The sequence below is a fragment of the Arthrobacter sp. Y81 genome (assembly GCF_002929335.1).
In the GTDB taxonomy this organism is placed as follows: Bacteria; Actinomycetota; Actinomycetes; order Actinomycetales; family Micrococcaceae; genus Arthrobacter.
Genome location: NZ_PJIL01000036.1, coordinates 1 through 20,172, shown reverse-complemented (window position 1 = coordinate 20,172; position 20,172 = coordinate 1). Strand labels below are relative to the sequence as shown.

The window sequence follows — 20,172 nt, the reverse complement described above, 5'->3', positions numbered from 1 at the left end:
GCCTGCCCCTGATAGGTGCGTTGCTGTCCCTTCGTAAGTCGAACTCGGCTGGCATTCCAGAAGAATGAACTCAACGATCACCATCGCACTCATTGCCAGCCCTGGACCTAACGACCTGTATCCGCCACACGTCCTAGGCAATGAACACGGCCTCGACGAATTGACGAACTTACCCACGTTTGGCCAGGACCAGCGCCTGGGCGACGCGAGAAGGTCCTGAGAGCATGCTGCGAGTTTCTCGCAGAGGAGCTTCAAACGGGGTTGACAGTTTTCGTAAAAATAACGGTGACGCCATGGAGGCAACCAATGCATGAGAATCAATCGAGAGCCGTAATCGTTACGGGCGGTGCGAGCGGCATCGGTCGCGCAATCGTCGAGCGATTTCTGGAGGAGGGCGACAATGTAGCGATTGCGGACGTCAACCTACAGGCCGCAGAGCAGGTCGTCGCGGACTTGCAGCAACCCCCCAATCGACTGCGCGCAATCGCAACCGACGTGACCTCGGAAGAAAGCGTCAGTCGGGCATTTGATGCTGTGGCAGACACCTGGAATCGCGTGGATGTCGTGTGCGCAAACGCCGGCATTTATCCAGGTGCTCGGATGGAGGACATCGGGGAAGACGAATGGCAACTTGTTCAAAACGTGAACTTGCGAGGGGCGTTCTATTGCGTGAAGCACGCCGCACGGTTGATGCGGAAGCAGGAGTTCGGACGGATTGTCATCACTTCCTCGATCACGGGCGCAGTCACAGGGTTCCCTGGTTGGACGCACTACGGAGCGTCAAAGGCCGGCCAACTAGGAATGATGCGATCTGCCGCACTCGAGCTCGCGAAAACGGGGATCACTGTCAACGCTGTAATGCCGGGGAACGTTCGCACTCCTGCTTGGGACGACCTGTCCGAGGATTACATTGCATCGACAGTGAAGAGTATCCCTGTTGGCAGACTAGCGACTCCTGCCGACATTGCACACGCGGTTAGTTTCTTTGCCGATCGCAGATCCTCCTACATCACAGGCCAGACTGTCATCGTCGATGGCGGTCAGATACTTCCAGAAGTTCAGCTACCCGAATAGCAGTCGAGTGACAAGGGGATCACTGCGCCCAGAAGTTGCGTGGAGCTTCCGCCCGGATTCCATGAGTCCACGGGCGGGAGATCTCCACTGGGGCCGCCCGGCCGTCTAGATTTCTCCTCCGATTGACAATTCTGGTCTGCTGGCTCTCCTCCCTCGATACCGAGGGCATTGGGGTTTCCAAAGTACTGATCACCGCCATGAAAGTAAGGATTCATGACCATACATTTAACGTCCGACTGTCTGGGCATAGTCGTTCACGCCAGAGCGGAATTAGACGCCGCATTGAATGAAGCAGAGGATCTCCTGAAGCCGGCGGCGATGACTGAACAGGTCGGTATCTCGGTGACGCGGCTGGGCCCGGGTCGCTATGAAGCCCGTCTGAACAGCAGCGTTCCCCCGGGCGTGACAATCGAAAGATGGGGCAGCCACTTGCGATGAGCGGGCCTCAGAGAGGTGTCTCCGATGCGCCGCCCAGCAGCGTGTTTAATATGGACTGTTCAGCTGTGGGCCGTTCTGTCTGCACCCTGCGAACGGCGGCCCTGAACGCCGCGTCGAGGAGAAAAGAGTCGAAGGATTCGCTATCAGAATGCGAAATCAATCTCTTCCTTTCCCTAGACCGAGGCCACCGCATCGCTGTGAAAGATCACGAAACCGGAGCATTTTGGCTCGGGTCGGTTGACATGACTTTCCCCGAACACGGATTTGTATGGGCCATCACGGACTTCGGCGAGCGGAAGTTGCTCGACATTAGCATGCACACTGTGTGGCGGCCAGCCGAGTTCAGGGCCTGTGGCAGCATTCGCCAAGAAGCCACAGTGGCGCCGGGCAGCTGAAATCAGCCAGCCAAGATGAGACGCCGTTTTGGGGAGATTCGGAGCATCAATGCACGGTGCCGGCTGTTTAACCTTTGAACACCTGTGCGCTGGAACTCAACTCTAAATCGAATTTAGCCACCGTGACGCCATCACATTGGGGGCGGTCGCGGCAAGAACGGAACAGAACGCGGACCAGGCATCAACCCACCTGATCCGCAGCCGAGCCAGAAGGAGTCACCCATGACCACCAACATCTCTGAACAGCCTGGCACCGATCCCGCCGGTTCCGAGGGCCAGGACGTGCTGCGCGACCTCTACTCCGATTGGTCCCGGATCATGGCGGCGACGCCGGATCTGTCCATGCGCCTGTTTCGTTCCATGTTCGACGAGTGGCACCAGCCGACCGTCGAGCCTGAAGGCGTGATGTACCGCGAGGATACCGTTGGCGGAGTCCCGGGCATCTGGTGCCTGCCTCAGGGGGCGGACGAGTCCAAGGAGCTCCTGTACACGCACGGCGGTGGGTTCGCCGTCGGCTCGGCGTCCAGCCACCGTAAGCTCGCGGCCCACGTCGCCAAGGCCCTCGGCGTCGTCAGCTTCGTGTTGGACTACCGTCGCGCCCCCGAGTTCCAGCACCCTGCCCAGATTGAGGACGGTGTGGCCGCCTTCGACGCGCTCGTCGCATCCGGCCGCGCCCCGCAGGACATCACCACCATCGGCGACTCCGCCGGCGGCAACCTGGCTATTGCGATCGCCCTGGCCCTCAAGGAACAGGGCAAGCAGGGCCCCGGTCAGGTCATTGCCTTTTCCCCGTGGCTCGATATGGAGAACAAGGGTCAGACCCTCGTCACCAACAGCGACACCGACGCGCTGATCACCCCGGAACTGCTCGAGGGCATGATCGCCGGCGTCCTTGGGGGCACCGTCGACCCGAAGTCCCCGCTGGCGAACCCGCTGTACGCAGACTTCGCCGGCTTCCCGCGCCTTTACATGACGGCCGGTAGCGTCGAGTCGCTCCTGGACAACGCCACCCGAGTGGAGGAGCGCGCCAAGGCAGCCGGTGTAGATGTCACCCTGTCCATCGGGGAGGGCCAGCAGCACGTCTACCCGTTCCTGGCCGGCCGGTCCGCCCTCGTGGATCAGGAGTTCGAGAAGCTCGCCGCCTGGTACCGGAAGTGACAACCATCCATCATCCACCACTACTTACCCTGCAACATAACAACAAAGGAGTTTGCCTTGACCGTAAAGACCACCCCCCATACCGTTGACGCCGTCGTCATCGGCGCGGGCTTTGGCGGCATCTACGCCGTCCACAAGTTCGCCAACGAGCTTGGCCTGTCCGTGATCGGCTTTGACAAGGCAGACGGGCCCGGTGGCACCTGGTATTGGAACCGCTACCCCGGCGCACTCTCGGACACCGAGAGCTACGTCTACCGCTACTCGTTCGACAATGACCTGCTGCAGAGCGGCACGTGGAAAAACACGTACGTCACCCAGCCCGAGATTCTGGAATACCTTGAGGACGTCGTCGACCGCTTCGACCTGCGCCGCCACTTCCGCTTCGGAACCGAGGTCAAGTCCGCCATCTACCTGGAAGACGAGGGTCTGTGGGAGGTCTCCACCGACGCCGGCGACGTGTACCGCGCCACCTATGTGGTCAACGCCGTCGGACTACTCTCAGCCATCAACCTCCCGAACCTGCCCGGTCTGGACACGTTCGAGGGCGAGATCATCCACACCGCAGCCTGGCCGAAGGGCAAGGACCTCGCAGGCCGCCGCGTCGGCGTGATTGGCACCGGATCCACCGGCCAGCAGGTCATCACGGCCTTGGCACCGGAGGTCGAGCACCTGACCGTTTTCGTCCGGACCCCGCAGTACTCCGTCCCGGTCGGCAACCGCCCCGTGACAACGCAGCAGATCGATGCCATCAAGGCCGATTACGACCGGATCTGGACGCAGGTCAAGGCTTCCTCCGTGGCCTTCGGATTCGAGGAGAGCACCGTGCCGGCGATGAGTGTCTCGGAGGAGGAGCGCCGCCGCGTCTTGGAGGAGGCCTGGCAGCATGGCGGTGGATTCCGCTTCATGTTTGCCACCTTCGGTGACATCGCCACCGACGAGGAAGCCAACGAGGCCGCAGCGTCCTTCATCCGTTCCAAGATCGCCGAAATCATTGAGGACCCGGAGACGACCCGCAAGCTGATGCCGACCGGCTTGTTCGCCCGGCGCCCGCTGTGCGACAACGGCTACTACCAGGTCTTCAACCGGCCGAACGTGGAGGCCGTCGCCATCAAGGAGAACCCCATCCGCGAAGTCACCCCCATGGGTGTGGTGACCGAGGACGGGGTCCTGCACCAACTGGATGTGCTTGTCTTTGCCACCGGGTTCGACGCCGTGGACGGCAACTACCGGCGCATGGAGATCCGCGGCCGCGAGGGCCTGAGCATAAACGATCACTGGGACGGCCAGCCGACCAGCTACCTGGGCATCTCCACGGCGAACTTCCCTAACTGGTTCATGGTGCTGGGCCCCAACGGCCCCTTCACGAACCTGCCACCGAGCATCGAGACCCAGGTCGAATGGATCAGCGACACGATTCAGCATGCCGAGCGCAACGGGCTGCGTGCAATTGAGCCCACGCCGGAGGCCGAGGCCGAATGGACCGAGACCTGCACCACGATTGCCAACATGACGCTGTTCACCAAGGTCGACTCGTGGATCTTCGGCGCGAACATCCCGGGCAAGAAGCCCTCCGTGCTGTTCTACCTGGGCGGCCTGGGCAACTACCGGGCCATCCTTGCCGACGTCACCGCCAACGGATACCGCGGCTTCGAGCTGAAAGCGGCCGACACGGTCGCGGTCTGACACCACATCCCTCGCCCAGACCGGCCGGCTGCCATCGAACCGATGGCAGCAGGACGCCCGACCACAGAGGAGCATCACCCATGGGTGTCTAACACCACCATCGCCCCGACCATCGAAGACAAGACGCCCCAGTATCCGGAGACTTCGGATGACGAGCTGGACGATCTCATCGGACGCAGCACGGCAGCATGCTGATCCTGCCGCGCCACGTCGTTGGAGCGGCGCCGTGTCGTCCTGACCTCGGCGGCCGAGATCAACCTTGAGCAGGCCGACGAGCTGGCGAAGCTCCTCACCTTGGCCATGGGCAGGCCGATCGCGCAGGCCAAGGGCGATGTGGCGATGGTCGCATCGATCTACCAGTACTACTCCGACCATGTGGAGGAGTACATGGCGGACGAGCGTCTCGACACGGCCGTCGTCCGCACCGAGCTGATCGCGCTCTCCGTGCGCTGGGGGACGCGGAGTGCCGCCGAGCGGAATCAACGCCCGGCATCCGTCCCATCCCGTGCTGGTTGTGGCCGCCTGGGATTTGCAAGAGAACGATACTAGAAGGAGAAATACTGTGACCCTCACCAACAACCCTGAGCCAGCCGCTCTCGATGCCGACGTCATCGTCATCGGAGCGGGGATATCGGGCAGTTCTGCCGCCAAGGCCCTCCATGACCAAGGCAAGAAGGTCATCATCGTCGAAGCCAATGACAGAATTGGCGGCCGGACCTGGACCGAACCGGGGGACGTGCCCGGCGGCCCGATCGACTACGGTGGGATGTTCATCGGGGAGACGCACACTCAACTGATCGAACTTGGCACAAGCCTGGGCCTAGAGATGACCCCGTCGGGTAAACCGGGCGACGACACATACGTCGTGCTGGGCGACTTGCTGCGTGCACCCGATGAGCAGCTCGATACGGGGCTCGCCTTCGTGCCGGAGTTTCTGGCATCTCTCGAGGCCCTCGACAAGCTAGCCGACAGCGTCGGCTGGAACCAACCCTGGGCAGCGCCTGACGCCGCGGTTCTGGACAGCAAGACTGTCGGCACATGGTTGACAGAGACCGTTGAGAGTCCGGAAGCCCGGCAACTGCACACTCTCATCGTCAACGCGATCCTCGGCGCCCACCCCGACGAGGTCTCCCTTCTGTATTGGGCCTATTACGTCAGCGAATGTGAAGGGATTGAATCGCTGTTGGGTACTCGGGATGGGGCCCAGTGGGCCTGGTGGATCGGCGGGGCTGCACAGGTGAGCTGGCGAATCGCCGATGCCATCGGACGGGACAACGTGCTCCTAGACTGGCCGGTCAGCCGGATCGAGCAGAACAGTTCCGGCGTCACCGTCTTCTCGAGCGAGCGAAGTCTCTCCGCTCGGCATGTCATCATCGCCATGTCACCCCTAGCCGCAAACCAGATCGGGTTCGAACCGCCGCTGCCGCCAGCGCGGACCCAGCTTCAGGCAGGCGCGCGTATGGGTCGGTACTACAAGTTGCAGGTGCGCTACACCACGCCGTTCTGGGTGGAGCAGGGCTATTCGGGTGCGATTATGGACACCGACGATTATGGGACGTTCATCCTCGATGGCACGAAACCCACCGACTCGCTGGCAACTCTGATCGGCTTTGTCGGAGGTTCGAGCTACGATCGGTGGGCTGCACACTCGGCCGAAGAGCGCCAAAGTGCCTTCATCGAGCTGTTGGTCAAAGCATTCGGCCCCGAAGCGAAAGCGCCCAGCTACTTCCACGAAACGAACTGGACAACACAGGAGTGGGCGAAGGGCGGTCCAGTCACATACATGCCACCTGGCGTCCTGGCGCACTTCGGTGCGGCATTGCGTGACTCGGTCGGCAGAATCCACTTCGCCGGTACCGAAGCCTCCTTCCAGTGGTCGGGCTACATGGAGGGCGGCGTGCGAGCGGGCCAAAAGGCAGCGGCAGCCATTCTCGAGAATTTCGCATGAGCGACGTGTCACGGAAAGAGATGACATCCCTGTCCACTCAGCGTGCGGGCGGACGCTCCATAACCCCGGAATCCATGGCCGATGACTACCGGCAGTATCACTTCTCACCGGGCTTTGAAGCCAGCGGCTTCCTGTTCATCTCGGGTCAGACCGGAGTTGATGGCAACGGCGAGGTTCCTGACGACCCGTCAGGGCAGGCGCGATGCGCGTTCGAGAGAATCGGCGCCGTACTAAGCGAGGCGGGGCTGGAGTTCGAGGACATCGTCAGCATCACCAGCCACCACGTCGGCGATGTTACGACCATCTTCGACTGGTTCCCAGCGGTGAAGGACGCATTCTTGGCCTCTCCCTACCCCGCCTGGACAGCAATTGGTGTGAGCGGTCTCGCGATCCCAGGCGTTGTCATCGAGATCAGCGCAATTGCGAGGATCTCGCCCTAGTCCGAAGTAATGTGCGCTGAACATGCGGAATCCCCTGCTGAGCAGGGGATTCCGCTGTGTGAGGTGGTGCGTTCTGGATCCGTGTGGGCGATCGCGGTGTCGGCCTTGACGGACATTTTGTTTCGCGGGCATCGAAGTCTTCCCATTTGTTGTGCAACCGGTGGTTTCCTTCGAAGGCGCGCATGCGGGTTGCAGGGGCTACGCGATCGAGTTGGCGCAGCAGTCGTTACCCGGGCAGGGCGTAGGGGCGCCGGTGATGCCAAGCGGCTTCGACGAGGCGTTTACGGGCACAGGTGTTCCCGGCCTTCGTGATCGGGCCCTGGCGCCGGGACTGTCCGGAGGAGTCCTCGCTGGGGACCAGTCCGAGATAGGAGCCGATGGCCGAGCCGGTGAAGCGTGTCCAGTCGCCGATCTCCACGGCCAGCCCGAACGCGGTCGTGATCTGGATGCCCCGCGGACGCAATCACATGGCCATAGCGGCAGCTAGCGGCCGTGTCGGCGACCTGCTTGTCGATCTGTGCCAGGCACCCCGCGGGCAGTCCGGCCTGTCCGACATCGGCGTGATAGGTGAACTGCAGCGCCTGGTCATCAGAGTGCTGGGGGCCGCCATTTGGTCTGTTAGCATGGCGGCTGCCACGAAACTGTGTTGTAGACCTGTGCGTGGTCCGCACGGGAGGGAAGGTCCGGTCGAAGGGGACTCGCTTTGGGACGCCGGCAAGATTTTCGGGGGCGTAGGTGGATAAGGTCGGAGAGAGCCTATGGAGAAACTGGCGTGGGAATCCATTGATGTCTTCATTCGTCTCGCGTTGCCAGTGCGAGTGTGGAATACGACCCGTTGATACGGTCTCCACGGTTTCGGGTGCCTGGACGCTGAAGCTCGCGCCCTTTGCAGGGCCTATGCCTATTCGACGATTCGCTGGGAGTCCGCCCGGCAACTCGTGCCAGTCCCTGTCCGTGTCGCGTGAGGTGGGTTGTTAGTTCCCGGTGAACCGCGGCTCGCGCCGGCCATAGAAGGCGGCTTTTCCTTCGGCGAAATCCTGCGAAAAGTACAGCTCCCGCTGGATTCGTTGCTCGGCGGCGAGAGCGTCGTCGACGTCCAGCCGCCCGGCCGCGAAGAAATCTTTGATCGCAGCCAGCGACGGCGGCGCGCGCCCTGCGAGCACGACGGCCATGTCCACGGCCCGCTGCAGCGCCTGGCCTGCGGGGACCGCTTCGTCCGCAAGCCCCAGCGTGAGCGCCTCGCTGGCGCCGACAGGGTCGCCCAGCAGCAGTACCCGCTTGGCCGCGGACCGCCCGATCCGGTGCGACAGTGAGCCCATCAAACCGCCATCGGGGAGCAGTCCTAGACGGGTAAACGGAAACAGTGCCTTTGCCCCTTCTGCCATGATGACTATGTCGCAGGCCGCCATCAGTCCAACACTAATTCCGGCTGCCGGGCCTTCAACGGCCGCGATCATGGGTTTCGCGGATTCGGCAACCAACTGCACCAGCGCCCGGATCCGGCTCATCCGTTCATCGCTGTCTTCCTTCGTCGCAGGCGGCATCGCGGAAAGGTCTCCGCCTGAGCTGAACGCGCCGGCTGCCCCCGTGAGGACCAAAACGCGGACGGCGTCGTCCGCGGCGGCCGCAGCGAAGGCAGCGATCAGTTGTTCACGCATCAGTGTGGAAACGGGGTTGCGGCGAGCCGGATCATTCAGCGTTACTACCAGAACACCGTCGTGCAGTGCGGTCAACACCAGCCCATCCGTGGGCATCACGGCCCCGACAATCGTTGGCCCGCACTTCGGAGGACAAAAAGACACGTCATGCGCGGGCTTCAATCCCTGCGCTTAGGCGTGAGTGGATCAGGTCCTCGGCCTCCTGGACAATCCTGGCCACCAACTCTGAGCAGCCTGGCACATCGTGAATGAGCCCCTGGACCATACCAACGGTCCAGACACCGGACTCGGGATCGCCCTCTCTATAGACCCGTCTGCCCCTGGACCCAGCCACCAAGTTCTTGACGTCCTCGAAAACACCGCCGTTGGCCAAGATCCCCACTGCCTCGCGGCTGACCGAGTTGCTTGCCACGCGCGAAGTATTGCGCAGTGGCCGAAAAATGAGCTCCGTCTCCAACTCGGTGGCAGCAACGATCGCGTCCTTGATCCTTGGATGAATTGGAGATTCTTGGGTGCACATGAACCGCGTCCCCATGCTGATTCCTTCGGCTCCCAGCGCCAGCGCCGCGACCAACCCGCGGCCGTCGGCTATTCCTCCGGATGCCAGTACTGGTATCCGGAGACGGGCGGTGGCTGCGGGAATTAGGACAAGACCAGGGACATCGTCCTCGCCCGGATGGCCCGCGCATTCGAACCCATCGATGCTGACAATATCCACACCCAAGGCCTCGGCCTTGAGCGCATGCCGCACACTGGTGCATTTGTGGATGGTCGTGATCCCCTGCGCCTTGAACACGTCAACAAATGGACCCGGATTGTTTCCGGCGGTCTCCACTACGGAGACATTTTCGTTGACGATCACGTCGCGATACTCATCATAGGGAGGAGGACTGATGGACGGCAGAATGGTCAGGTTCACTCCGAAAGGGCGGTCCGTTAGTTCACGACAGCGTCTGATTTCACGCGCCAGATTCTCTGGTGAGCCAGTGGTCAGCGCGCTGATTATGCCGAGCGCGCCGGCGTCGGAGACGGCGGCTGCAAGCTCAGCGGTTGCCACCCACTGCATGCCGCCCTGCACCACTGGATGTTCGATGCCGAGAATCTGCGTTGCACGTGTCTTCATGACCAGCTGTTTTCGTCGGTAATAACGCGGTCAACCCTGCAGCGGGTCCGCGACCCCAGGAGGTCGGACCGGCGGACGTGGGCCGCAGTTGTGTAGACCTTAGACATTTAAAGGATTCCTTAGGCTAGTCGGATTTGGTCTGCTCGTCGTGCGCTGGCTCCCGTCGACACCTGCCGGGCATTTCGCCACGCAGCCACTGCGCGCGGCACCCATCGTCCGTCAAGAACCTACAGATCGTCGTTCCTTGGACGGTCGGGAAGCGCCGGAATGAGCAGGACCTTGCAGGAGTCCTGGGAGAGGAGTCCGATGGCCTCGTCGAGAGCGGAAAGCGGAAGGCGGTGGGTGACGAACTTGGACAGGTCCAATTTTCCGCTAGCGACAAGTTCTGCGATCTGCTCCCACGTTCCCCAGAGAGAGCGCCCGAAGCTGCCTGTGAAAGTCAGCCCCTTTTTGATCAGGTATGCGGCGACGTCCAATTCAATCGGCCTTCCTGGAATCCCGACGGCGACTACCGTCGCTTCCCTGCGGAGGGCTTCGAGGAGCGGCGGCAGTGCGGCCGGCACTCCTGAAGCTTCGAAGGCAACATCAAAACCAATCTTGTCGCCCGAAAGCTTCCTACACGTCCCGACGACATCATCTTCGGGGGCAAATGCTGTTGCGCCGAGGGCTTCGACGAGGCCTCTGCGGTAGGCGTTGGGTTCCACAACGACCACGTTGGCAGCTCCCATGGCGCCGGCAATTGCAGCGATGAACAAGCCGACGGGGCCTCCGCCGCTGACCACAACGTCAGCCCCGATGAGGTCGATCTTGGATCGTTGGATTGCGTGCATGGCGACCCCGGCCGGCTCGAGAAGGGCGCCCTGTTCCAGCGGAAAGTCAGCGGGCAGCTTGAAGCAGGCCGCGGCTGGTACTACGAGCCGCTCGGCAAAGCCGCCATCTAAGTGCAGACCGAGGAGTTCCATATTGAGGCAATTGTGGGCGTCACCGGTACGGCAGGGGTAGCAGTCCCAGCAGGCGACGTGGGACTCGAGGGCCACTCTGTCGCCCACATTGAGGGATTCAACACCTGAACCGACTTCAATGATCGTTCCTGCACACTCATGCCCCAGCACGACGGGAATCTTGAGGTTGAATGCCTGCGCCATGGGCGAGTACTCGTACAGTGCTCGGTCGGTTCCGCAGACCGAGGCAGCAGCGATTTGAATCTTTACCTTTCCGGCCGAGACCTGCGGTTCGGCATATGCCGTGACGAACTCGACACCGCGCTCGGGCCTCGCCTTGACCACGGCACGCATGGTGCTGCCGGCACGGGCGGATTCTGCCTCGGGAGCACGAAGGGATGTCATTCTTGAAACCTGTCTGTTGGGATATTGGCGCGAAAAGTGGGGATGTTGGTGCAAAAGGGGGTTGCCGCCGTCGGCTCGGCAGGAGCCCCTCCCTTCATCCCCGCGGGGGGGCGGCAGCGTTTCAGCCGAAGACCACGCCCCCGTTGACGTGGAGGATCTGTCCCGTGATGGTGCCGGCGTCGGGTGCGAGGAGGAAGGAGATGGCGGCGGCAATTTCCTCCGGCTTTGAGAGGCGTCCCAGGAGTGACATTCCTGCGATCCGGTCGCGGTCGGAGTCGCTCAATACATCTGTCATCGGGGTTTCCGTTGCCCCGGGAGCGACCATGTTCACGCGCACGCGGTGGGGGGCAAGTTCGCGGGCGTAACCGCGAACCAGTCCGATGAGAGCGGCTTTGGAGGTGGCGTAGGCGCCGTTTCCCATCAGTCCGCCTCCGGTGAACGCGGCGGCGCTGCCCAGGACGACTACGGTTCCCAAGGCGCCTGCACGGATAAGGTGCGGGCCCGCGGCGGAAATCGTGTTCTGGACCCCGATCACATTAATGTCGAGCACTCGCCGGAATTCGGCGACATCGATGTCGAGCAACGGTGACCGGCTGACTATGCCGGCGGCGGCGACCACGCCCGTCAAGCTTCCCCCTTCGGCGAATTGGTCGGCGGCGCGCCGCATGGCGTCGGCGTCGGTCACATCGGCGGCAATCGCGAGGTGTCCGTCTCCATCCAGCGTCGCTACTGCTTCTGCGGCCGCCGTGGGGTTTATATCGACGACGGCTACCCGGGCACCTCTGGCCGCAGCCTGGCGTGCGCAAGTCAGGCCGATGCCCGATGCCCCGCCGGTGATGAGGACGGCTTCGGCTTTCATTGATTGGGGTTGATTCACGTTACGTGCTCCTGATGTTCAGTTCTTAGAGGATTGCCATTGCGTTGGCGGGGCTGCCGACGCCACCTAACAGGTTCAGCGGCTGTGCGGTGAGGAATACGTCGTACCGTCCACGCAGGGTGCAGGCAGCGGCAAGTTCGTCGAGTACCCAGAGTTCACCGATAGTGAGTCCCAGCAGCGGTATGAGGATGCGGTGCAGCATCCCGCTGTGGCTGGATTTCGGCATCGTACCGGTGAGTTCTGCGTCGACGGTGAGGTTCGAATCTGTCGCCGGCCAAGCCTCGAGCGCGATGTTGTCCGACGCCGCCACCGAGACCTGGTGATCCCAAAGCCAGGCCGCCGTGTCTTCCGATTGGCGAAGGCCCGGGGAGCGAAGGACACCATCGGAACGATCAGGGCCCTGCCGGAAGTACTTCAGCCATCCGGTGCGGATCATGATGATGTCGCCGGGATGGATCGAACTCCCTTGCCACTCGAGCGTTGCGTCAAGGTCCTCGACGGGAATTTGTTCGTTTCGTGTCTGGTCGATGGGACGGCCGACCGCTTCGCGGTAGGCGCCCACATCGATGAGTAATCCTCTTCCTGCGATCCCGCGTTGCGCGACCGCTTGGATGCCGAGGTCGGGTTGCCCGGCAACCAGCCGCTTGGGATCGGCGTCGTCGTAGAAGCCGCGGTCCGGGTGCCCGAAGTGCCGAAGTCCGTCGATCTGCGTGGACGCCTGCAGGAACAGGTTGTCGATTCGGTCATCGCGGTGAAAGTCATTCAAACCGAACACGGTGTGTTCAATTAATCCGCGGTGGGGGATGATCGGCGGGTCGAACTCGGTTAAAGGAAGGTTGAGCGGGACGACGTCGCCTGTCACGATGCTCCCGCGTGCGGCGAGCACGCGTTCGGGAGTGAGGTGGTTGAGCGTTCCGAGCTGATCTGCCGGGCCCCACAGGCCCCACGCCGTTCCCCGCAGCCGCCCGGGGCGATCGAGCAGCAGGTCGAACCGGGGGAACTCACCCCCTGAGGTATGCGGAAGGGCTTGAGGAGTCGTCATCGGCTGGTTCAGGACTCGCCCTCGGTCATGACCTGGTGGATCTCGATCATGTTGCCGGCGGGGTCGGTGAAGAAGATCTGGTGCCAGCCCTCGACCGACCAGATGCCCCAGTCGTCGAACGGGATGTTGTGCTCGGTCAAACGCGCCTTGATCGCCTCAATGTCATCTGTCCGGAATGCGAAGTGCCCCCCGATGAGCGGGTTGACAGAATGCCCTTCCTGCGCCGCCAGATATGGCTGGCGCTGGGTGGCGTGGATCTGAAGCTCATTGGGGTCGCCGGCGTCGTAGAACTTTGCGGCACTGTCCCACTCGGCGTCGCCGTCGATGTCCTTGTCCGCGTTCTTGGACGTTGCGATCATCGCAGGGGAGGGGAGCTGGTTCAGCCCCAGGGCCTTTCCGTAGAAGTCGGTCAGCAGCGACATGTCATCGGAGGTGACGTTGACGTGGTGGAGACGGAGGTAAACCATTATGGATCCTTTGATTGATGGGTTTGGGATTGGGGTGCGGGGTTTGAACGGTGTCAGAGGTCGACGCGGTAGCGGGCAACCTTCTCCGGATCGAGTCGGACGCCGAGGCCGGGCCCGTCGGGCACCCGCATGTGCCCATTCTCGATCAGGAGTGGTTCCTGGAGTAGTCCGTCGGCCATGTCAAGGTAGTTGGACAGTTCCGCGGCGGAGCGTGAGGTGATCTCTTGGGATGCGCCGAACACGAGCGAGCAGACGGTGCCGAGGTGCGCGTCGATCTGGTTACCGATGACTGCTTCGATCCCGAGACCCTCGGCAAGGTGGGAGACACGGAGCGAGTCGGAGAATCCTGTCCGGGCTGTCTTAATGCTCACTGCGGTCGCTGCACCCGAGAGGATTTCGCGGGTGACGTCTGCGGGCGTCGGAGCGCTCTCGTCGGCGACGAATGGGATTGGGCATTGCGAGACGAGCCAGCGCCTGCCCAGTACGTCATCGGCGGGGCAGAGTTCTTCGACGCGGCTGAGACCTACGTCTTCGAGCTGACGGACCGCAAGGGCGGATTCCGCTGCTGTCCATCCGCGGTTCCCGTCGATGTACAGTTCGGCCTCGGGCCCCAGGGCTTCACGGACGGCTTTGCAGACGGCCACGTCCAGGGGGATGGGCCGGCGTCCGACCTTGATTTTGAAGCTCGCGATGCCGAGCGTCTCGCGCAGTTGGATGGCCTCGGCGGCCACGACGTCGGGATCATCGAATCCCAGCATGTGGCTGACCTGGAGCTGGTCGGTGAAGCCTCCCAGAAGGCTGTGGACCGGGGTTCCGATCGTCTTGCCCCATGCGTCCCACATGGCCATGTCGATTGCGGCTTTGGCGGTGGGGTTTCCGACTGTCCGTGCCAGCCGTGACCGGACCTGTTCGCGGTCGAGGATTGAGAGTCCGATGATGGCGGGTGCGAAGATCTGCTCGATCACGGCGACGATCGACGCTTGCGTCTCACCGTAGGTGTAGGGGCGCGGGGGTGCTTCGGCGATTCCGACTACCCCGTCGCTGGTGACGATCTCCACGAGAACGTTGTCTGCAAGGTCGATCGATCCGCTCGCGAACCGAAGCGGTTTGCGATAGGGGATCGCATACGGCACGGTGCGTACGTCGAGGATGCGTGCCGCCGTTGACGGCTCATGGCCCGGAGTCGCTGTATGGGTGGCTGTTTGAACAGGCAAAGTCTCGGTCATCCTTCGGTGTGCGGATTGGCGGCTGACCGTGCAGCCGTTTCGGTATTCAAAGTCCCGCGGAGGCCCCCTGTGTGGCGGTCAGCCCATCCGATCAGGATGTAGAGCAAGATTGCCGCGAGGGCGAAGAAGCCGGACATGACCAGGAGCCCTGCGGAGGTCGTTCCGGTGAGGTCGGTAAGCCAACCCAGAATGTAGGGGCCGACGAGTCCGCTGGTGTTACCGACAGAGTTGACCAGGGCAATGGACACAGCGGCCAGTGCACCGGCATAGACCTGCGCGACGGTCGCCTGGAACGTGGACAGGACGGCGAAGAAGCCGGCAGCGGCGACGCTCACACCAATAAGTGACAGGAAGGGGTTCCCCGAGAGAACTCCGATGAGAAGTCCCAGCGCGGCGGCAACCATCGGGATGGTGAGGTGCCAACGACGTTCACCCGTCCGGGAGATGCTGCGGAGGATAACAAACATGACGATTGCCGAGAAGATCCACGGAAGCGCGGAGACGTAACCGGATGCGACAGGGTCGAGGTGGAATTGCTCTTTGACGATTGTGGGGAGGAAGTACGTGATCGACCAGAATCCGATCAGGATGAAGAAGTACGTGACGGCGAACGCCCAGAGTGACGGCCTCCGCAGCGCTGCCGGGAGCTGTTTGAGTTCATGGGCTCCGGAATCCGTTCGCTGTGTGACGTTCTGCGCAAGGTATGCCTTTTCTTTTTCGTCCAGCCAAGGCGCCTTTGCCGGCGAGGACGGCAGGAGGAAGAAGATAACGACGGCGAGGATGATTGCCGGCAGGCCTTCGAGGACGAAAACCCAACGCCACCCGGCGATGCCGCCGACACCATCCATGAGAAGGATCGATGACGTCACTACGGAGCCGGTCGCCAAGGCGACAGGGACAGCGAGGTTGAGCCACGAAATTGCTTTCGGCAGCAGTCGGGCCGGGCACCAGAGAGCGAGGAAGAGCATCGCCCCGGGAGAGTAGCCCGCCTCAGCCAATCCGAGCAGGAACCGCATGATGTAGAGGGTGACATCATTCTGCATCCATGCCATGGCGATGGTCACGATGCCCCAAGAGACCATGATCCGCGCCAGCCAGATTCGTGCGCCCACCTTGGCGAGGAACATGTTCGAGGGGATCTCGAACAACAGATAGCCGATGTAGAAGAATCCGGCCGCGAGGCCGAATGTCGCAGCAGTCAGGCCCAGGTCCTTAGACAGCGGGCCTGCGATCACACCGAGATTGGCGCGGTCTATATAGGAGATGAACATCCCGAGCATTAGGAGCGGAAGAACCTTGACCGTCACTTTTCGGAAGACGCGGGCCTCGATGCCCGGATCTACCGCCACAGGTGTTGTTGTCATCGCAATTGTCTCTCTTCATTGAGGGCGTGTGATTTAGTGCCGTCACAAGAGACTAGCTACAGATTCATCTCAATAGAAATACCAATTGCCTCTCATTTGAGATGGAAACCAGAAAGATCAGGGGTGGGTAGAGCCGACTCCGAGACCTTCAGGACTGCCGCAAGCGCGGGGGACTGGTCGTCCTTGCGCCAGGTCAGCGTTGCGAACATATGGCTGGGGTTAATGTCGACCAGTTCCCGGTAGACGATTCCGACGGACTGCGCCGGCGTCACGGAACTCAGGGTGATGGTGACGCCCGCTCCGGCAGCTACAAGGGCAAGCGCGGTCGCCGAGTCGGGCGACACCTGGACCACCCGTGGCCGGAACCCGGCTGTGATGCAGAGGGCAAACATGGTGGCCTGGAGAATTGATCCGGTGTCCGATGGAAGGCTGACAAAGTCCTCGTCGTGTAGGTCCGCCAGCGAAAGATTGGGCTGATTGGCTCGTGGATGCCCCTCCGGCAGTGCGCATAAAATCTGCTCCACTTCGACGACGCGCGATTCGAGCTCCGGGTGCGGCGTAGGAAGGCGCGCGAAAGCAAGATCCAGCGAGCCCTCAAGGAGCTTGTCCAGCGCCGTATACACGTAGGTCTGCGATTCCAGCTGCAACTCGATTCCGGGATGCGATTCCCGCACCGCCCGAGTCAGTAGCGGAAGGGCGCGCTGGCTCGAGGCGCCGGCGAAGGCGATCCGCACCCGCCCCTGGTCTCCGGCGACGATCGATTCAGCGAGATTCTGGACCGCGAGAACTTGGCTGAGCACCTTTCGTGCCGGAACCAGCAACCTTGAGCCTGCATCAGTCAGCGCAACGCTGCGCGTGCTTCGCTCGAACAGCTGGAGGCCGAGGCTTTGTTCGAGCTGCTTAATGCGCGCACTAAGCGGCGGCTGGGACATGTGCAGCTTCGCGGCTGCCCTGCCGAAATGGAGTTCTTCGGCTACAACGGCGAAAGCCTCAAGATCTTTGATATCCACGACTCTGTGCTCCCTGATTTGATTATTCTGTTCTCTGGATCAGTTTAGCCCTAATTAGTATGAAATCCGGGTACTATCCCAGGCTGTTTGGACGGATACTAGAGAGCGTGCGTTGCGCCGAAGCAACAAACGTTCCGCTCATGCCGATGTGTGCGGAGGAAGGAATATCTCATGGTCGAACGTCTTCTGGTTACCGGCGGCGCGTCAGGAATCGGACGCGCAATCGCACTGCACGGACTCGAGCAGGGATGGGAGGTTGTAATCCTCGACAGGCAGCACGCAAGCGTCGGTCGCTCGATTATCGCGGACCTCTCCGACGTCGACAGCACTGCGGAAGCCCTGGAAACGGCGCTGTCGGATGGTCCTATTACACGCCTGGTCAACAACGTTGGCGCCGTCTTCCCGGCCCCGCTCCGGGAGCAAACTCTGGGCCAATTTGATCAATCACACGCACTGAACCTCCGATGTGCCGTGCAGTGCACCCAAAGTGTCCTCGAAGGCATGACAGATGCTGGATTCGGTCGCATCGTCAACATGTCCTCGCGAGCTGCTCTGGGTAAGGAACTGCGTACCGCCTACGCTGCCGCTAAGGCCGGCCTTATCGGCTTGACCCGGACATGGGCTCTGGAACTCGGAGGAGCCGGGATTACGGTCAACGCGATCGGGCCTGGACCGATCGCCACCGAGTTGTTCATGAACGCAAATCCGGAAGACTCGCCTCAGACCAAAGCCATCATTTCGTCCGTTCCCGTCGGCAGGCTCGGCCAGCCCGATGACATCGCCAACGCTGCCGGTTTCTTTCTCGACGAGCGATCTGGGTTCGTAACGGGCCAGACGCTGTATGTCTGTGGCGGACTTACAGTCGGATCGAATCCAATGTGAGGACAATCAAGACCCTGTGAATACAGTGTCCGTGGCGACCTTGGCCCGCCGGCCAGAGTCGTCAACTAACAGGTAAGCGACGCTCTGGGCCCGGTTCCGGGCGAAACCCTAGCGAAGATCGACGCTCCGGAGCATGACGGCGCGCACCGCGAAGAACGTACAAGCCTCATTGCCCAAGGGGGTGCAATTGACGGGTCATGGAAAGTCGTTTCGAACCATAGACGGTGTTCGCCTTGTCTATGACGATCACGGCTCCCTAGAGCCCCCAATGCCGCCCCACGTCGGACAGCTCCTCACCGAACTCGGGGGCCTCGTCGATTTCCCCGAAGGGGCCTTGCTTCAACTGATCGTCGATCACTTCACCGCCGACTGGCGAGACGTCGTTCCGACCGTCAATGTGCCGTCCTGGGTAGCCACCGGCCGTTACTCGCCATCATTCCCGCTAGCAGGGATGCAGTGGTTTGCGCAGTCCCTGCCCGACTCGTCCCTTTCCGTGTGTGAAAAAGGTGGGCACCGCCCTCAATGGAACGAACCCGAGGACTTCAACCGGGAACTGCTCGCTTTCCTCCGGCGGTCCCTGCGGTAGCGGTGACCCTAGGGCCTCACTGGCCGCTTGAACTCCTGAGGGGTTGAGGGTGGGCAGGAAAAGCCATCAGCCCGGGCGCCGTATTCAACGAAGCTTTGTCAGGATCCTGATCGGAAGAGGGCGGGCTGACAACTTCTCGGACCAACTCGTAGCGTCTTTGAAATACTCATGCGCCGGATGCATCGGGTCTGTCGACTCGGCTGAACGCGATGTGAGGAAAGCCCCCTCGGGTGAGGGGGCTTTCCTTGTCATGGTGGGGTCCGGCGGTGTGGCTCAGATCCACTTCGGGGCGGCCGGAACCGCCGCTGGCGAGGCCTCGGCGTCCACTGCGGTCACGCCGGCGTGGCCGCGGCCGGCGGCCCATTCGACGGCGGCCGCGAGCGGTCCGGATATCACGGTGGGGGAGTCCGCCGTCGGGTCCCCGAACGTGAGGTCGGTGCCCGTCACCTTGACGATGAGGCCCTTATCGGTGCCGCGGGTGTGCCAGGCGCCGGTGATGTCTGTGAGGAGCCGTTCCAGTACGGGTGCGGGGATGTCGGTGAAGGTGGCGCCGTTGGCGAGGTCGACGGCGTGGATCCAGACTTCGCGGGTGCGCATCCAGACCGTTTCCGTGGCGGGGACTTCGCGACCCTGGATGGTCCGGACTTTATGGTGCCAGGCGTCCTCGGGCAGGTCCCGCCATTCGACGTTCAGGTGCACGGCGGAGTGGTCGAACAGATGCCGCAGCGCGATCGGGCTCAGGGTTGCCCCGAAGTTGATTTCGTGGTCCCGGACGTCGGTGGAGGCGTACATCGGGGTTTCCACCCCGGTGGCCGCCCACTCGATGAGCCGGGCAATCGCCCGGGCGTTGTAGCCGATGTGCGCCGTGAGGTGGCGGCGGGTCCAGCCCGGCAGCAGCGTATCGCCGTCGAGCTCCGCGTCGGTGAGTTCGTTGAGCTTGCGGGCGAAGAACGCCGTGCCCCGGCGCGCCTGCAGCAGGGCCTCCAGGAGCGCCGGGTCCGTCGTCTGGTCGTGGCGGGCGGCCATCAGGCTTCCTTGATGACGCGGTTCTTCAGTTCTCCGAGGCCCTCGATGGTGGTGACCAGGAGCTGGCCGTCCTGCAGGTAGCGCTTGGGGTCCTGCGCGTGTCCGACGCCGCCGGGGGTGCCGGTGGCGATGACGTCGCCGGGGTTCAGCGTGATGATGGTGGAGATGTAGGAGACGAGGAACTCGGGGGTGAAGACGACGTCGTTGGTGGGGGTCTGCTGCTGGATCTCACCGTCGACCGCGGTGGTCATGAGGCCGCCGCTGAACTCGTCCTTGGTCACCAGGGCGGGGCCGAACGGGGTGGACTTCTCCCAGGTCTTGCCCTGCAGCCACTGGATGGTGCGGAACTGGTAGTCGCGCATGGACACGTCGTTCAGGACGGCGTACCCGGCGATGTGTCCGGCGGCGTCCGCTTCGCTGATGCGGCGG

The 20,172-nt window shown here is 62.4% G+C and carries 20 protein-coding genes; 8 read left to right on the top strand and 12 right to left on the bottom strand.

Features of this window, described 5'->3' with window-relative positions; translation table 11 throughout:
* Nucleotides 1-306 precede the first annotated feature (306 nt).
* The 6 genes from CXQ91_RS23790 (at nt 307) to CXQ91_RS23755 (ending at nt 7,136) form a co-directional block, all read left to right on the top strand.
* Nucleotides 307-1,074 carry an SDR family NAD(P)-dependent oxidoreductase gene (locus CXQ91_RS23790; protein ID WP_104176318.1) on the top strand — a complete coding sequence of 256 codons (768 nt, stop codon included), beginning with the start codon at nt 307-309 and terminating at the stop codon, nt 1,072-1,074.
* 1,055 nt (nt 1,075-2,129) lie between these two features.
* On the top strand, nt 2,130-3,065 hold the full coding sequence (locus CXQ91_RS23775; RefSeq protein ID WP_104176315.1) for an alpha/beta hydrolase: 936 nt from the start codon (nt 2,130-2,132) through the stop codon (nt 3,063-3,065).
* A gap of 57 nt (nt 3,066-3,122) precedes the next feature.
* The gene (locus CXQ91_RS23770) at nt 3,123-4,748 is read left to right on the top strand and encodes an NAD(P)/FAD-dependent oxidoreductase (RefSeq protein ID WP_104176314.1); all 1,626 of its coding nucleotides are present in this window, start codon (nt 3,123-3,125) and stop codon (nt 4,746-4,748) included.
* A 213-nt stretch (nt 4,749-4,961) separates the two neighbouring features.
* The gene (locus CXQ91_RS23765; RefSeq protein WP_219816604.1) at nt 4,962-5,297 is read left to right on the top strand and encodes an aldehyde dehydrogenase family protein; all 336 of its coding nucleotides are present in this window, start codon (nt 4,962-4,964) and stop codon (nt 5,295-5,297) included.
* Nucleotides 5,298-5,310: 13 nt separating this feature from the next.
* Nucleotides 5,311-6,696, top strand: a complete 1,386-nt coding sequence (locus CXQ91_RS23760; RefSeq protein ID WP_181039029.1) for an NAD(P)/FAD-dependent oxidoreductase — start codon at nt 5,311-5,313, stop codon at nt 6,694-6,696.
* Nucleotides 6,693-7,136, top strand: a complete 444-nt coding sequence (locus tag CXQ91_RS23755; protein WP_104176312.1) for a RidA family protein — start codon at nt 6,693-6,695, stop codon at nt 7,134-7,136. The genes CXQ91_RS23760 and CXQ91_RS23755 overlap by 4 nt, the downstream gene beginning before the upstream one ends.
* Nucleotides 7,137-7,362: 226 nt before the next feature.
* Here CXQ91_RS23755 and CXQ91_RS23750 read toward each other — a convergent pair whose 3' ends face one another.
* The 10 genes from CXQ91_RS23750 to CXQ91_RS23700 all read right to left on the bottom strand — a co-directional run bounded on the left by CXQ91_RS23750 (nt 7,363) and on the right by CXQ91_RS23700 (nt 17,249).
* A complete protein-coding gene (locus tag CXQ91_RS23750; RefSeq protein ID WP_374953710.1) occupies nt 7,363-7,599 on the bottom strand; it encodes a transposase in 237 nt (78 codons plus the stop codon).
* Between the two features lie 511 nt (nt 7,600-8,110).
* On the bottom strand, nt 8,111-8,872 hold the full coding sequence (locus CXQ91_RS23740; RefSeq protein ID WP_181039028.1) for an enoyl-CoA hydratase/isomerase family protein: 762 nt from the start codon (nt 8,870-8,872) through the stop codon (nt 8,111-8,113).
* A 67-nt stretch (nt 8,873-8,939) separates the two neighbouring features.
* The gene (locus tag CXQ91_RS23735) at nt 8,940-9,917 is read right to left on the bottom strand and encodes a nitronate monooxygenase family protein (RefSeq protein WP_219816603.1); all 978 of its coding nucleotides are present in this window, start codon (nt 9,915-9,917) and stop codon (nt 8,940-8,942) included.
* A 227-nt stretch (nt 9,918-10,144) separates the two neighbouring features.
* Nucleotides 10,145-11,263: a zinc-binding dehydrogenase gene (locus tag CXQ91_RS23730; RefSeq protein ID WP_258074251.1), complete on the bottom strand. Its 1,119-nt coding sequence runs from the start codon at nt 11,261-11,263 to the stop codon at nt 10,145-10,147.
* 121 nt (nt 11,264-11,384) lie between these two features.
* Nucleotides 11,385-12,140: an SDR family NAD(P)-dependent oxidoreductase gene (locus CXQ91_RS23725; RefSeq protein ID WP_146072430.1), complete on the bottom strand. Its 756-nt coding sequence runs from the start codon at nt 12,138-12,140 to the stop codon at nt 11,385-11,387.
* A gap of 25 nt (nt 12,141-12,165) precedes the next feature.
* Entirely contained in the window at nt 12,166-13,182 is a 1,017-nt protein-coding gene (locus CXQ91_RS23720; protein ID WP_104176307.1) for a cyclase family protein, read from the bottom strand.
* A gap of 8 nt (nt 13,183-13,190) precedes the next feature.
* Nucleotides 13,191-13,649: a VOC family protein gene (locus CXQ91_RS23715; RefSeq protein ID WP_043480746.1), complete on the bottom strand. Its 459-nt coding sequence runs from the start codon at nt 13,647-13,649 to the stop codon at nt 13,191-13,193.
* Between the two features lie 53 nt (nt 13,650-13,702).
* Nucleotides 13,703-14,863 carry a mandelate racemase/muconate lactonizing enzyme family protein gene (locus CXQ91_RS23710; RefSeq protein ID WP_258074250.1) on the bottom strand — a complete coding sequence of 387 codons (1,161 nt, stop codon included), beginning with the start codon at nt 14,861-14,863 and terminating at the stop codon, nt 13,703-13,705.
* An 8-nt stretch (nt 14,864-14,871) separates the two neighbouring features.
* On the bottom strand, nt 14,872-16,239 hold the full coding sequence (locus CXQ91_RS23705; RefSeq protein WP_104176305.1) for an MFS transporter: 1,368 nt from the start codon (nt 16,237-16,239) through the stop codon (nt 14,872-14,874).
* Between the two features lie 92 nt (nt 16,240-16,331).
* Nucleotides 16,332-17,249: a LysR substrate-binding domain-containing protein gene (locus CXQ91_RS23700; protein ID WP_104176304.1), complete on the bottom strand. Its 918-nt coding sequence runs from the start codon at nt 17,247-17,249 to the stop codon at nt 16,332-16,334.
* A gap of 171 nt (nt 17,250-17,420) precedes the next feature.
* Between CXQ91_RS23700 and CXQ91_RS23695 the strand changes: the two genes are divergently transcribed.
* Together CXQ91_RS23695 and CXQ91_RS23690 are read left to right on the top strand one after the other, a co-directional pair.
* Nucleotides 17,421-18,131, top strand: a complete 711-nt coding sequence (locus CXQ91_RS23695) for an SDR family oxidoreductase (protein WP_104176303.1) — start codon at nt 17,421-17,423, stop codon at nt 18,129-18,131.
* A 133-nt stretch (nt 18,132-18,264) separates the two neighbouring features.
* Nucleotides 18,265-18,717 carry an alpha/beta fold hydrolase gene (locus CXQ91_RS23690; RefSeq protein ID WP_104176302.1) on the top strand — a complete coding sequence of 151 codons (453 nt, stop codon included), beginning with the start codon at nt 18,265-18,267 and terminating at the stop codon, nt 18,715-18,717.
* A 273-nt stretch (nt 18,718-18,990) separates the two neighbouring features.
* On the opposite strand, the gene CXQ91_RS23685 is transcribed toward CXQ91_RS23690, so the two are convergent.
* Nucleotides 18,991-19,743: a maleylpyruvate isomerase family mycothiol-dependent enzyme gene (locus CXQ91_RS23685; RefSeq protein WP_104176301.1), complete on the bottom strand. Its 753-nt coding sequence runs from the start codon at nt 19,741-19,743 to the stop codon at nt 18,991-18,993.
* Nucleotides 19,743-20,172, bottom strand: a 430-nt coding sequence (locus CXQ91_RS23680; protein WP_146072429.1) for a fumarylacetoacetate hydrolase family protein, incomplete at its 5' end; no start/stop codon positions are given. The genes CXQ91_RS23685 and CXQ91_RS23680, both read right to left, overlap by 1 nt.

What these genes read in the sequence shown, in the direction of transcription:
- CXQ91_RS23790 (WP_104176318.1), top strand. Translation starts at nt 307, where the DNA reads ATGCATGAGAATCAATCGAGAGCCGTAATCGTTACGGGCGGTGCGAGC.
- CXQ91_RS23775 (WP_104176315.1), top strand. Translation starts at nt 2,130, where the DNA reads ATGACCACCAACATCTCTGAACAGCCTGGCACCGATCCCGCCGGTTCC.
- CXQ91_RS23755 (WP_104176312.1), top strand. Translation starts at nt 6,693, where the DNA reads ATGAGCGACGTGTCACGGAAAGAGATGACATCCCTGTCCACTCAGCGT.
- CXQ91_RS23735 (WP_219816603.1), bottom strand. Translation starts at nt 9,917, where the DNA reads ATGAAGACACGTGCAACGCAGATTCTCGGCATCGAACATCCAGTGGTG.
- CXQ91_RS23730 (WP_258074251.1), bottom strand. Translation starts at nt 11,263, where the DNA reads ATGACATCCCTTCGTGCTCCCGAGGCAGAATCCGCCCGTGCCGGCAGC.
- CXQ91_RS23720 (WP_104176307.1), bottom strand. Translation starts at nt 13,182, where the DNA reads ATGACGACTCCTCAAGCCCTTCCGCATACCTCAGGGGGTGAGTTCCCC.
- CXQ91_RS23715 (WP_043480746.1), bottom strand. Translation starts at nt 13,649, where the DNA reads ATGGTTTACCTCCGTCTCCACCACGTCAACGTCACCTCCGATGACATG.
- CXQ91_RS23705 (WP_104176305.1), bottom strand. Translation starts at nt 16,239, where the DNA reads ATGACAACAACACCTGTGGCGGTAGATCCGGGCATCGAGGCCCGCGTC.
- CXQ91_RS23695 (WP_104176303.1), top strand. Translation starts at nt 17,421, where the DNA reads ATGGTCGAACGTCTTCTGGTTACCGGCGGCGCGTCAGGAATCGGACGC.
- CXQ91_RS23690 (WP_104176302.1), top strand. Translation starts at nt 18,265, where the DNA reads ATGACGGCGCGCACCGCGAAGAACGTACAAGCCTCATTGCCCAAGGGG.
- CXQ91_RS23685 (WP_104176301.1), bottom strand. Translation starts at nt 19,743, where the DNA reads ATGGCCGCCCGCCACGACCAGACGACGGACCCGGCGCTCCTGGAGGCC.